The organism is Paenibacillus sp. J22FR5, from assembly GCF_059691975.1.
In genome coordinates, this window is record NZ_JCAUAN010000008.1 from 147,621 (window position 1) to 160,417 (window position 12,797).

Annotated in this window: 15 protein-coding genes; 12 read left to right on the top strand and 3 right to left on the bottom strand. The window is 45.8% G+C overall.

The genetic code is table 11. The features are described from left to right. The first annotated feature begins 2 nt into the window (after nucleotides 1–2). Genes rsiV through AC58P7_RS13875 form a run of 3 tightly spaced genes read left to right on the top strand, consistent with a single transcriptional unit; the run spans nucleotide 3 to nucleotide 1,503 of the window. Nucleotides 3–887 carry an anti-sigma-V factor RsiV gene (gene rsiV / locus AC58P7_RS13865; RefSeq protein WP_497343669.1) on the top strand — a complete coding sequence of 295 codons (885 nt, stop codon included), beginning with the start codon at nucleotides 3–5 and terminating at the stop codon, nucleotides 885–887. A 59-nt stretch (nucleotides 888–946) separates the two neighbouring features. Further along, complete coding sequence (locus AC58P7_RS13870) at nucleotides 947–1,186, top strand: hypothetical protein (protein WP_497343671.1); 240 nt, start codon at nucleotides 947–949, stop codon at nucleotides 1,184–1,186. A 56-nt stretch (nucleotides 1,187–1,242) separates the two neighbouring features. After that, nucleotides 1,243–1,503 carry a DUF3892 domain-containing protein gene (locus AC58P7_RS13875; protein ID WP_497343673.1) on the top strand — a complete coding sequence of 87 codons (261 nt, stop codon included), beginning with the start codon at nucleotides 1,243–1,245 and terminating at the stop codon, nucleotides 1,501–1,503. 101 nt (nucleotides 1,504–1,604) lie between these two features. On the opposite strand, the gene AC58P7_RS13880 is transcribed toward AC58P7_RS13875, so the two are convergent. Together AC58P7_RS13880 and AC58P7_RS13885 are read right to left on the bottom strand one after the other, a co-directional pair. After that, nucleotides 1,605–1,889, bottom strand: a complete 285-nt coding sequence (locus tag AC58P7_RS13880; RefSeq protein WP_497343675.1) for a hypothetical protein — start codon at nucleotides 1,887–1,889, stop codon at nucleotides 1,605–1,607. A gap of 93 nt (nucleotides 1,890–1,982) precedes the next feature. Continuing rightward, nucleotides 1,983–2,834, bottom strand: coding sequence for an AraC family transcriptional regulator (locus AC58P7_RS13885; protein WP_497343677.1), 852 nt, complete (start codon nucleotides 2,832–2,834; stop codon nucleotides 1,983–1,985). A gap of 487 nt (nucleotides 2,835–3,321) precedes the next feature. Between AC58P7_RS13885 and AC58P7_RS13890 the strand changes: the two genes are divergently transcribed. From AC58P7_RS13890 to AC58P7_RS13905, 4 genes are all read left to right on the top strand, one after another. Further along, complete coding sequence (locus AC58P7_RS13890; protein WP_497343783.1) at nucleotides 3,322–3,525, top strand: YwbE family protein; 204 nt, start codon at nucleotides 3,322–3,324, stop codon at nucleotides 3,523–3,525. 23 nt (nucleotides 3,526–3,548) lie between these two features. Continuing rightward, nucleotides 3,549–3,800, top strand: a complete 252-nt coding sequence (locus AC58P7_RS13895; protein WP_173108267.1) for a YolD-like family protein — start codon at nucleotides 3,549–3,551, stop codon at nucleotides 3,798–3,800. Between the two features lie 157 nt (nucleotides 3,801–3,957). After that, nucleotides 3,958–4,881, top strand: coding sequence for a tyrosine-type recombinase/integrase (locus AC58P7_RS13900; RefSeq protein WP_497343679.1), 924 nt, complete (start codon nucleotides 3,958–3,960; stop codon nucleotides 4,879–4,881). A gap of 89 nt (nucleotides 4,882–4,970) precedes the next feature. Beyond that, nucleotides 4,971–5,906: a S66 peptidase family protein gene (locus tag AC58P7_RS13905; RefSeq protein WP_497343681.1), complete on the top strand. Its 936-nt coding sequence runs from the start codon at nucleotides 4,971–4,973 to the stop codon at nucleotides 5,904–5,906. A 58-nt stretch (nucleotides 5,907–5,964) separates the two neighbouring features. Here the strand turns inward: AC58P7_RS13905 and AC58P7_RS13910 are convergent, their stop codons facing one another. Then, nucleotides 5,965–6,594 (bottom strand): C40 family peptidase, encoded by a 630-nt coding sequence (locus AC58P7_RS13910; protein WP_497343683.1) that lies wholly within the window; start codon nucleotides 6,592–6,594, stop codon nucleotides 5,965–5,967. A gap of 312 nt (nucleotides 6,595–6,906) precedes the next feature. Here AC58P7_RS13910 and AC58P7_RS13915 point away from each other — a divergent pair, with 312 nt between their 5' ends. From AC58P7_RS13915 to AC58P7_RS13935, 5 genes are all read left to right on the top strand, one after another. Further along, nucleotides 6,907–7,716, top strand: coding sequence for an ABC transporter ATP-binding protein (locus AC58P7_RS13915; protein ID WP_497343685.1), 810 nt, complete (start codon nucleotides 6,907–6,909; stop codon nucleotides 7,714–7,716). Nucleotides 7,717–7,866: 150 nt separating this feature from the next. Then, on the top strand, nucleotides 7,867–9,240 hold the full coding sequence (locus AC58P7_RS13920; RefSeq protein WP_497343687.1) for an aspartate aminotransferase family protein: 1,374 nt from the start codon (nucleotides 7,867–7,869) through the stop codon (nucleotides 9,238–9,240). A gap of 6 nt (nucleotides 9,241–9,246) precedes the next feature. Continuing rightward, a complete protein-coding gene (locus AC58P7_RS13925) occupies nucleotides 9,247–10,518 on the top strand; it encodes a M20 family metallo-hydrolase (RefSeq protein ID WP_497343689.1) in 1,272 nt (423 codons plus the stop codon). Next, nucleotides 10,515–11,396: a nitrilase-related carbon-nitrogen hydrolase gene (locus AC58P7_RS13930; protein ID WP_497343691.1), complete on the top strand. Its 882-nt coding sequence runs from the start codon at nucleotides 10,515–10,517 to the stop codon at nucleotides 11,394–11,396. The genes AC58P7_RS13925 and AC58P7_RS13930 overlap by 4 nt, the downstream gene beginning before the upstream one ends. 20 nt (nucleotides 11,397–11,416) lie before the next feature. Beyond that, nucleotides 11,417–12,784 carry an NAD(P)-dependent oxidoreductase gene (locus tag AC58P7_RS13935; protein WP_497343693.1) on the top strand — a complete coding sequence of 456 codons (1,368 nt, stop codon included), beginning with the start codon at nucleotides 11,417–11,419 and terminating at the stop codon, nucleotides 12,782–12,784. Nucleotides 12,785–12,797 lie beyond the last annotated feature (13 nt).

The window sequence follows — 12,797 nt, forward strand, 5'->3', positions numbered from 1 at the left end:
CCATGGATGAGAAGTTAGAACAAATGAAACAAAACTATATGGAAATTCCTATCCCTGCGGAACTCGATTTCATTGTGAATCAAGCCATTAAACAACATAGAAAACAGCCGAGAACTAGTCTGAAATGGACGACAGCTATCGCGGCAGCAGCGATCGTATTTGTAGCGGGCCTTAATATGAGCCCAGCCTTTGCACAGTCGCTTTCTGAAGTTCCCGTTATAGGTAAATTGATCAAAGTGCTGACTTTTCGAGAATATCAGTATGATGATGGTGCACATAAAGCGAAGTTAGAAGTTCCGATTATCACGAATCTGGAAAATAAAACGTTAGAGGAATCTTTAAATACGAAATACATGGAAGAAAGTAAACGGCTCTACACCGACTTCATGGCGGACATTGAGAAGTTAAAGGCTAGCGGATCAGAGGGACACCTTGGAGTGGATAGTGGTTATGTGGTCAAAACTGATAATGAGCAAATTTTTGCGGTAGGCAGATATGTCGTCAACACAGCAGCCTCTTCGTCAACGATTTTTCAATACGATACCATTGATAAAAAAAATCAACTGCTTATTACATTGCCAAGTTTGTTTAAGGACGAGAATTATATTCAAGTGATAAGCGATAATATTAAGGAACAAATGAAGCAGCGCATGAAGGATGACCCTGCCAAAATCTATTGGGTTGAGGGCGTTCCTAATGGGGTTAATTTTTACTTTAAGTCCATCAAAAAAGATCAAAGCTTTTACATCAATAAGGATGGCAAGCTTGTCATCGTGTTTCAGAAATATGAGGTTACCCCAGGCTACATGGGTGTCAGTGAGTTCATTATCCCGACCAGTGTTATAGCGGATCAACTTAGTACACATGCTTATCTTTTGCCCGAATAAAATGGGACTTTGTTGCCTACATTAATTGGGTATGCAAAACATCAGCTGGGGGTATTACCATGCCGCAACAAAAGGAACTTGGTTTAGCGCAAATTAAAGATGTTGCCCAAAAAGCCGAGCAAGCAGCCGAGCAAACTCTGCAAGTTGCACAGCAAATCTATTCACAGGCTACGGCAGCCGCGCTCACGGAGGCTGAGCAACAGCTGGAGGATCTTCAAACCCAAATCAAGCAAGCACAGCAAAAAACGGAAGATCTGAAACAAGAAGTGAAGTCGCAGAGTGAGTCTATGCAGTCATAGTAGGTAGCAGCCCCATTGGCTTGGGGCTCTACAAATTGAAAGAGGAGGAAATCTGTATGCCGCGACGTCGAAGTGGTCCGCACACCATTGATCCGAATAAAGCAATGATTCAATCCGTGCATTATGAGGATGGGAGTATCCAAGCTGTTCAGTTTCAAAATGGTCAAGTAGTCGATGTTCAGACTGCGATCGAGATGACCGAAGCTGATTTGATCGAAGATGCAAACACCGGTGTGAATCGAAAGGGAGAGAAAACGCTGCGTTCGTATCCGGATGGAGATCCAAGCAATAATCTATCGAACTTACCTCGGTTTTAGTTTGATATACTATATGCTGTTTGCCCATGGGCGAGCAGCTTCTTCGCATGTGAAAAAGCTGCTGAGAAATAAATCTCAGCAGCTGTGAATGCGTTTGCAAATTACTTTTTAAAGTATACGGAAACATACTTGTAGACGACGCCAAGTGCACCGATGTAGTACGCGATTTTGAGAAGAAAATCGGTATGATCGAGCGGCATCATGTTAGAAAGCAAGAATAAAGGGAACACAAAGTACAATAGGTCTTTCAAGTAAGATGTAACCGTAGAGCTGGAAAACGTACCTGCTGCAAACGATTTAAATAAATCTACTACAAAGCTAAGACCCATTACCCCTAAGACAAGCCACATAGCGTAAAGCATTAAACCCGTGAGTGTAAGTGCCATGTCTGATTCACCTCCACATACGAAGATTTGCTTTCAATCTATCATATGCAGCAATGTGACAAGTCGTGCTAGGTAGTCGAAAAATTTTTGCAGCTAGGTATGCATTGTGTTTCGAAATATAAGTGGGGATACACCTACATATTTCTTAAATATGCGTGAAAAGTAGAATACATCCTTATAACCTAGTGAATCGGCGATTTCCTTAACGGAATCCGTCGTATTCAATAAAATATTTTTGGCTTCCGCCATTTTCATTCGGTGCATGTACGTATTTAATGGATAGCCCGAATATTCACTGACGATTCGGCGAAGGGTAGAAAGTGAGATGTGATGCCGTTTGGCGATACTTTGCGCATCAAAAGGCTGATATAACGAGTTACTGAGCTCATCGATGAGATGAATGAATTGCTGTGTTTTCGTCGTTTCCGTTGTAGCTTCTGCCCGTTGGATGAATTCAAATAACAAAGATTCCACAAGCAAGGCTGCCCGATCAATATTGGCGGGAATGCCACTTTCCATCCCAATGAAAATCCGTTCAATCCGATTATGCTGGGCAACATCGTCATACCCAACCTGTTTCACTTGATCTAACTCTGTTAGCCAACTGTTCTGCCATTCGTTAACGCGGCTACCTTCAAGCGTGAAATAGTATTCATCCCAGTATTCGCCGGGAGCGGGACCATATTGATAGACTTGATTCGGGCGAAAAATGAAAAGACTGCCGCTTTCGACCTGTTGGACAGGCCCATCATTGACGCGATACGTTCCTCTACCCCCTGCAATATATACAAATGCCCAGTTTTCGAACGTGGCATGACCTCGATACATAATTCGACCTGGTAAATGTCCCACATGGAGAATACGAAGGGATTGTAATTTTAATTTACTGGCATCGATGGGTAAAGTAATAATTCGAAGTGGATAGGGACTTATCGTATCGTCCATGAACCTAGTCATAACATACATTCCTTCCGAGCAAACTCCGTGGTATGATGACGAAAGTTAAAACGCATTAACTTTCATCTCTTTCATTATAAGCGAGAATGGTTACCCACGTAACCCAGTTTACCAAAATTTCGTTCAGAAAGTGAAAACAACATGACGACTGCTTTAAAACGATTATTACTAATGAGTGTGAGTTCTGTGATTATTTTTAACAATAGGGGCATTTTTATTAACCTCTTCATTTGGGAAAAAGGGAATCAAATCTTTGACGTTGCTTGGTTCAATCTCATCAGCTGGACAAGCTGTGTTAAACGGCGCGGAATCTTAGGGTTCCCGATTTTTTTGTGCTTTACATATATTTATTCTCATTAATTATTAATATCATTAAATATATTCCGCCAATAAAATGTTCTTCGAGATGGGGTAGATGGGGAAACTATGGTATAATAAATCACATTATGGCATGAAAGCAGGCGAGTTAAGCAGCATGAATGGACAAAATCGGAAAGATGTTGTACCCGGCAAAGAAGTGAACATCGTATTGAAGCAAGACCAGCGCAGCGGCAAACTCACACGGGGAATCGTGAAGGATTTATTGACGAATTCTCCAACACATCCTCATGGGATAAAAGTAAGACTCACAGATGGCCAGGTTGGTCGCGTGAAAGAGATTATTACGCCGTCCAGCTGACGGATCATGGAGGAGAACAGAGGATGGCAAAAGCTAAGGTAGCGAAACGGCCCACACGTGATGAGTTCGTGCTGGAAGAAATCGGAAACCAATTGTCTGAAGCGAAAATGGAAAATTCCGAAATTGTGCTTACGGTTTGGGGACGGGAAGAAACCGTGCGGGGCACAATCGCGACGATGGATTCACGTACAGGAAGAGTACATATGGATTGTAAAGGCGAGCTGGATAAAGTTCCGTTTATGGACATAATGAAAGTGGAGTATCCAAGAGATTAATACGAATTGGACATTTACCAATACGCTTATTCTGGTTATCGGAAAGCCGCGGTTGTTCGGGTTTGAGGATGATAGAATAAGCGATTTTTCAACTTATAAAATTGCACTAAATCTATATTTAACGCAATTTAGATTGTAATGGACGGAGTTTATCAGCATGGACACTAGTTTAGCGTATGATGATGAGTATTTGGAGTTTTTTGACTCCTGGATGAAGGATCAGGGGTTCACGAAACGAACACAGCAAGCGTACCTTGGAGATGTTCGTTTATTTCTGGCGAGCCTCGGAGAGAAAGATTTGCCTACGATTGAGGCGATTGATATTATGCGATTCTTGACGCGGATGCGTCAGGGTGGGGCAGGGGATGCGGCGAGGAATCGCTACCTCTCTTCGATTCGGACATTTTTCTCAGCACTCGTTGAGTTGCAAATTGTGACGAACAACCCCTCGATCACAGTCAAGAAATCGAAGGTGGAGAAGAACCCAGTTCCGACCTTCCTGAGTGAGAAGCTTCTTTCTGTGTTTCTGCAATCCATTGAGGGAAAATACCAGATTCGTAACGTAGCAATGTTCCTATTGATGAGCTATGCTGGCCTGCGCGTCAGTGAACTGCACCGCTTGAACATCTCTGATTTCAATCGCGGCACGAATTCCTTGATGGTCTTAGGGAAAGGGCGTAAGTGGCGTGTTATCCCGCTTCCGAGTGGAATTGTTCAAGTGCTAGAGCGTGCACTAGTTGAACGAATGGAGGCGAGGAGTGGGGCCGAGCAGCCTTTATTCGTGTCGCAATTCGGTCGGCGCATTAGCATCCGAATGATTCAATCGATAGCCGAGAAGCAGTTCGGACAATTGAAGGGTCAGTACATTGAGCTGCAGGGGAAGTCATTCTCCAGCCATAAGCTGAGGCACACGTTCGCAACGATGCAAGTGTTAGCAGGCACGGATATCCGAACGCTGCAAGAGTTGCTCGGTCATGCAAGTATTCAAACGACGCAAATTTACACCCATGTGGGGGATAAGCAAAAGCAGGAGGCGATGAATCGTGTTTCGGCGTTTATTCCTGTTGGTATGGGGATCTAAGTGCTAAGAGTCATAATTCGCAAAAATAATGCATATAAGGCAAAAGAGAGATCTTTTTCAAGGTGATGTCTTTGGCAGGAGGTTTAAGGATGGCCATACGCCCCCATATCTTACAAAGTGGAGATACCATTGGCATTGTTACGTTAGGAAGTCCGCTTGATGCAAGCACGATTGACGCTAGAATTGAGACGCTTGGGAATATGGGGTATAACGTCATCGTAGGTAAATACGCATATGCTTACGGGGGGATCGTTGCGGCGACTGCTCAGCAGCGGGCAGAAGACCTAATGAATATGTTTATCAATCCGCATGTGAAAATGATCCTGCCGACAAGAGGCGGAACAGGGGTCAAAGATATTTTGCCATTACTGGACTATAGAATCATAAGTAGCCATCCTAAAATCGTAACGGGATATAGTGATATTACGATCTTATTAAATGTCCTATTTCAATTTGCCAATCTAATTACATTTCAAAGCCTTCTGTTAATTGATTTTAGCACAAACACACCTGCGTATAATTTCGATCAATTTTATTCGGCAACATCAACGGTAACAAGCCCAAGAGTGATTCAAAATCCACAGGGAATGCAGCTGAATAGCCTTGTGAAAGGTAATGTGAGCGGGCGAATCGTAGGTGGAAACCTTACCTCGTTTGTTGGTACACTTGGAACTCCGTTCGAAGTGGATACAACGGGAAAAATAATCGTAATTGAAGAGACGCATGAACCAACGAATACCATATACCGTTATCTGACACAACTGATTATGGCAGGAAAATTTCGAGATTGTGTTGGTATCGTAATGGGCCAATGTACCAATTGCTCCATTTCGTATTCTACGTCTTATAATGATTTAATAACGGGGTTAATCGCACCTTTAGGAAAACCGCTGATGACCAACTTGAGTACAGCTCATGGCTTTTACAAAGCGGCGATTCCCATTGGGGCTATGGTTGAGCTCGATACTTACAATAACACGCTTACAGTACTTGAATCTACCGTCACTGCTAGAGAAAACTTGTAATGCTGATCAAATTAGGAAGAGGCCGGTATACACCGGCTTTTTTGTCCTTCCTTAATACTTAGTTAATTAAACGACGCGCACCCCAATAATGAGCATCATAATAGGGGGTACCAAAGAATGTGCTGATTTTCACTTCTCTTGTACCCATCGTACCTGCCTGAAGAATTTTGTTATTCCCAAGGTAGATACCAACATGAGAAACACCAGTGGTATAGGTTCCTTGCAGAAAGACTAGATCTCCTTTACGAAGATTGTTCTTTTCTACAGGCGTTCCTAATTGACTTAATAGGGCAGCAGAATGAAGCAGATTAAATCCATGCTGATTAAACGCATATTGAACAAATCCAGAGCAATCAAAAGCAACATTGGGTGTGCTGCCACCAAAAACATAAGGGACACCAAGCTGCTGCATGCCAGTTGCAATGATCGCATCTGCTTTTACTTCCCAGCTCGCCTTTTGAGTTGCTTTAGCAGGAATGTTAATGATAACGCCTTCATAAATATTATCCGCATTCACGCTGGGATTGCTAGCGATAAGCTCGGATAATGGCACATTAAACTTCAGTGAAATGGACCAAAAAGTGTCAGAATCAGTAGCAACGTACGAATTGGAAGGCGCGGCATTCGCAATTCCGCCGAATAATAGACTTGTGGCAACTACGGTTGAAAGCAGAATCATCTTTCTCATATCGTTCCTCCTAGATGTTTAATGTGGGTACAAACACATTCTATCAAAATGAAGAAATAGAGAATATGAACAAAATATGGTAACCGTAAAAGAAGGACCATTTTGTTTACATAACATTAATTATGTAATTTTATTCGTAGGATTGAGTAGGATGTAAATGTAGGCGAATTTTACACTCTGTCAAATAGGAGGCCTAATTTAGGAACACTATGTATAATGAAAATTCAAAATTTCAATATATAATATAACATATAGGGTCATTATTGCTTACAAAGATATGACGCATTGCGAGTGTAAATAAGGAGGAGCCCGATGAATTCAGACTTTTCCCGTAAGAAAATGGAAATTTCGCTGGAAGGCGTCGGCATGGTCTTCGGAAAGAAAGGGAGGCAAGTAACAGTCCTCCAAGATATCACGTTCGACGTAGGCCAGAATGAATTCGTTTCTATACTAGGGCCTTCAGGCTGTGGCAAATCAACATTGCTTCGACTCATGGCTGATCTCCTTCAGCCCACCAGTGGTCAGATTACCCTTCAAAAAGAACACCCCAAAGATGTCCGGCTGCGCAGGAAATTCGGCATTGTATTTAAGAGCCCAACTTTGTTCGAATGGCGTACTGTATGTGAGAATATTGCACTTCCACTTGAAGTTATGGGACACACTCGCCAGGAATATGGAGATACAGTAGATCACATTATCAGTACAGTTGGCTTATCAAAGTTTAAAGATTATTATCCTTGGCAACTCAGCGGCGGTTTGCAGCAAAGAGTGGCGATTGCACGTGCATTATCCCTCGATCCTCCCATTCTATTTATGGATGAACCTTTCTCCGCATTAGACGACTTTACGAAAGACAAATTACTTGTAGACTTGCTCGAAATGAAGAAAAAAACGAACAAAACGATCATATTCGTCACCCGCAGCATTACGGAAGCTGTATTCCTCTCTAATCGGATTATCGTATTATCCGCAACTCCTGGTCGTGTGCATAGTATCCACCCTGTCCCCTTTGGTGAGAATCGCACCTTGCAAACTCGGGAATCTCCTCAATTTCATGAACGTACAACTGCCATTCGAAAGTGCTTCTTCGAGGAAAGCGATACGGAAGATCAACTTGATTAACAGCTACTCTCATGGCAGCTTTTACTCACTTTTCCTTTCTTCCAATACCTTTCCTACCAATTGAAAAATAGGAACAAAAGCTAGGGATGACATCCTCTTTCCAAACATAGAAATATAATAGGAGAGTTGATCAACAGGAGGAGGACGCGTATGAGCACAGAACGAGTCGGTGATCCAACTACGAAGGAGGAACTACTCGAGAAAGATCGCAAATATGTGTGGCACCATATGTCCGCTCATAATGAGAACCCGATGATCGTCGCCTCCGGCGAGGGTAGTTGGGTGACGGATATGGATGGTAATCGCTATTTAGATGGCATGTCAGGTTTATGGTGCGTAAATGTAGGCCACGGCAGACGGGAAATTGCTGAAGCCGCCGCTGAGCAGATGATGAAGATTGCGTATACAACGCTTGTTCAAACCCATATACCGGCCATTGAGCTAGCGGCAAAGCTAAATGAGTGGCTTATTGGGGAGTATCGCATTTTTTACTCCAACTCGGGGTCAGACGCGAATGAAGTCGCGTTCAAAATCGCGCGTCAATATCATCATCAGAACGGAAAGCCAAGCAAGCATAAGTTCATCTCGCGCCATCGCGCTTATCATGGGAATTCCATGGGCGCATTGGGAGCGACAGGTCAAGCTCAGCGCAAACTGAAATATGAACCGCTAGGTGTAGGCTTCCAGCATGTGCCGCCGCCGTATTGTTATCGGTGCCCTTTCGGTCAGACGAAAGAATCGTGCTCCTTGCAATGTGCGCAAGCGATCGAGAATGCCATCGTTTGGGAGGGACCAGATTCCGTTGCTGGTGTGATTCTAGAGCCAGTTATTACTGGCGGGGGAATGATTATTCCTCCTGACAACTATTTATCAATGGTTAGAAGTATTTGTGATAAATATGATGTGCTGCTAATCGTAGATGAGGTGATTTGCGGGTTTGGGCGATCAGGAAAGCCATTCGGACATCAGAATTATGAGGTGAGACCCGACATCGTCACGATGGCAAAAGGGTTAACGAGCGCCTACTCGCCGCTTTCGGCAACCGCAGTATCCGCCGAATTATACGGCTCTTTCAAAGAGAAAGAGGCAACGAGCCATTTTAGACATATCAATACGTTTGGTGGGAATCCCGTTTCCTGCAAAGTGGCTTTGACGAATCTTGAGATTATCGAGAGGGAGGGCTTGGTTGAACGTTCCGCGGAGATCGGGAAAGCATTTAGCGTCGGATTAAAGCCATTACACGATCATCCGCACGTTGGAGAAATTCGTATTTTTGGATCGGCTATGGGCATTGAGCTTGTAGAGGACCGGGAATCGAAGCTTCCCGCTTCAGTTGAACGGGTAACAAAGATTGTCATGGATTGTAAAAGTAAAGGTCTCCTCATCGGCAAAAATGGAGATACCGTACATGGCTTCGCAAACATTCTTACGCTAAGTCCACCGTTATCATCGACAGATGAGGATGTGAATTTTATCGTCGAAACCTTACTTACCGTGTTTGGTATCGTGCAGGAGAAAGGATGATAGGACTTGTCGACAATCCCACGGATCCGGATCAACGCAGATCGTCTACAACAGCATATCGATGAATTAGCGCAAATCGGGAAAATAGGTGAAACAGGCGTCTGCAGACTTGCCCTTTCTAAGGAAGATCGCGCTGGCGTGGAGCTTGTAAAATCCTGGATGGAGGCAGCGGGGATGGAAGCCTATATCGATCCTTTCGCTAACCTGATTGGCGTTTGGCGAGGGAGCGACCCGCAAGCCCCTGTACTTATGCTTGGTTCGCATGTCGATTCGCAGCCCTATGGCGGGCGATTTGACGGTGCGATTGGCGTGCTTGGCGCCATTGAAGCGGTGCAAACGATGGTGGAAGAAGGTGTGACACCTAGATGTAATATCGAAGTTGTCGCTTTCTGTGATGAAGAAGGCAGTCGATTCAACAAAGGGTTATTCGGGGTTCGGGGCATGACCGGCAAGCTGGAAGAGGATGAACTGGAGCGGATGGATAAAAACGGCATCACACGGCGACAAGCGTTACTTGAGTTCGGCTGTGATCCTGCGGATTTCGAAGGATATGCGTTTCAAGAGGGTCGAATCGGCGCCTTTCTAGAGCTGCACATCGAGCAGGGACCTGTGCTGGAATCTCTCGATGAGCCAATTGGTATCGTGAGCGGAATCTCCGGTCCCTTATGGCTCACGGTAGAGATGACTGGCTTCGCTGGTCATGCGGGTTCCGTACCGATGTCCATGCGACATGATGCACTGCTAGGCTGCGCGAAGGTCATTGTCGCATTGAACGAGCTAGTGCGTCGAGAACCAGGCGCACCAACGGTGGGTACGGTTGGCTCACTCTCGGTGTTCCCGGATTCTCGCAACATTATCCCCGAGAAGGTCAGCTTTACAATAGATTTGCGTGACATCGATATTCAGCGTCGTCATGCGCTTGAGGCGGAGCTGTTGAGTGTTATCGAGAATGTAGCCTGTGAGCACGGACTTTCCTATACCATTCGGGAAGATACGAATAGCGAGCCTCGCTATTGTGCGAACTGGATCAAAGAAAGCTTACATCAGGAAGCAGGTCTTTTGGGAATGAAGCCACCAGAACTGATGAGCGGCCCATTCCATGATTCGCTGACAATGTCTTATGTATGTGACTACGGGATGATCTTCGTGCGCTGCCTGGAGGGCATTAGTCATAATCCCAAGGAATATGCTAGCCCTGAGGATATTACATTGGGAGCTGAACTGTTATATCGTACCGCTCGTCGCATTGCCCTTGAGAAAGGGGGCATCCAAGCATGAGCGTTGTCAAAATCGGTCTGATTCAAGCCTCCCATGAGGTGCATGGAGATGAACTGATTACGAAACATAAGGAAATAGCCATCCAGAAGCATCTAGGGTTGGTGCGTAAAGCGGCAGCGCAAGGAGCGCAAATCATCTGCTTGCAGGAAATTTTCTATGGCCCTTATTTTTGCGCCGAGCAAACAACGAAATGGTATGATGCGGCGGAGGAAATCCCAAAAGGCCCGACGACGAAGCTATTTCAGGACGTAGCGAAGGAGCTTGGTGTTGTCATTATTCTTCCAATCTATGAGCGTGAAGGGATTGCCTCCTATTACAATACGGCGGCTGTGATCGATGCGGACGGCGCGTATTTGGGCAAATACCGGAAGCATCACATTCCACACGTTGCCGCAGGCGGCGGATCATGTGGGTTCTGGGAGAAGTATTATTTTAAGCCGGGGAATCTAGGATATCCCGTTTTTGATACCTCTTTTGCCAAGGTAGGTGTGTATATTTGCTATGATCGTCACTTTCCTGAGGGAGCTAGAGCGCTTGGGCTCGGTGGCGCGGAAATTGTGTTTAATCCATCAGCAACGGTTGCTGGCACGTCGGAATATCTATGGAAGCTGGAGCAACCCGCTCACGCGGTAGCCAATGGGTATTATGTGGCTGCGATTAATCGCGTAGGGACGGAAGCGCCGTGGAACATGGGTGAATTTTATGGCCAGTCGTATGTGGTGGATCCACGCGGGTCGATCGTTGCCATTGGCAGTCGGGATCAGGATGAAGTGGTCATCGGGGAAATGGACAAATCGGTGATTCGCGAGGTCCGTGATGTGTGGCAGTTTTATCGGGATCGCAGGCCGGAAACCTACGATGTCATTACCCATTTGTAAATGAGGGAGGAGGAGCGACGATGAGTACGACATTTATTTCTCTAACGGATTTGAAGCGTAATTTTGCCGAAGTGAAGGCAGGCATGAAGCCCAAAGAGGCGATCGAAGAATCCAACCGCTGCTTGTTCTGTTATGACGCTCCTTGCATGAACGCCTGTCCGACGGGCATTGATATTCCTTCTTTTATTAAAAAGATTGCTACCGGCAATCTAAAAGGCTCGGCACGTACGATTATGGATGCGAATCCGGTAGGTGCTTCTTGTTCGCGAGTATGTCCAACAGAGGAATTGTGCGAAGGGGCTTGCGTACTCAATCATTCGTCCAAGCCCATTCTAATTGGTCAACTGCAACGCTATGCGACCGATTGGGCGATCAAAAATGAACAGATTTTATTCAAAGCTGGCGCGAGTAATGGCAAGTCTGTCGCTATTGTTGGCAGTGGACCTGCGGGGCTCTCGGCTGCACGGGAGCTAGCCCGCTTCGGATTTAAAGTTACGGTGTTCGAAGCGAAAGAGCAAGCAGGTGGCTTGGATACGTATGGGATCGTCTCGTTCCGATTACCTCAGGAGATCTCCCTATGGGAGGTAGAACAGGTTAGACAGCTCGGTGTCGAGTTCCATGTGAATACTCGTGTTGGCGTAGAGGTGAGTCCAGATGAGCTGCTAGCTGACTATGACGCGGTTGTGTTGGCAGTAGGCATGTCTAAGGTTCCTATGCTAGGGATAGATGGGGAAGCGTTGAATGGCGTATTCGATGCGATCGACTTTGTAGAAGCGACGAAAATTGCTGCGGATCTCGATGAGTCTCTCGTTGGGAAGCGAGTGGCCGTGATCGGCGCTGGGAATACCGCGATTGATGCGGCCACATGTTCCGTAAGGCTTGGCGCTGAACATGTACAGATCGTGTATCGCCGAACACAAGAGGAGATGACCGCGTATGATTTTGAATACGAGTTTGCCAAACTCGATGGCGTTGCGTTTCAGTGGCTGACTGCTCCGAAACGGATACTCGGTGATGAGCAGGGGAACGTCATCGGCATCGAATGTGTGCGGATGGAGCTGGTCGAGGTTGATGGTGGACGCAAACGTCCGGTACACGTTGCAGACTCCGAATTCACCATTGCGGTGGATGCTGTGATCAAAGCGATCGGTCAGACGAAGCATATCTCGTTGATCGAACAGTTCGGACTCGCGCATACGCGGGGGACAGTGACACTGGTAGATGCGGAGGCGGGTATGACGTCAAACCCGAAAGTGTTCGCAGCGGGTGATGTCATCTTTGGCGAAGGACAGGGCGAAGCGATGGTCGTTTCGGCAGCCCAGCAGGGGAAATTGGCGGCATACGCGATTTATAAACAGCTGGTGAAGGGGCAAGAGGCGACGGCTTGAGGTTAGGGATGGC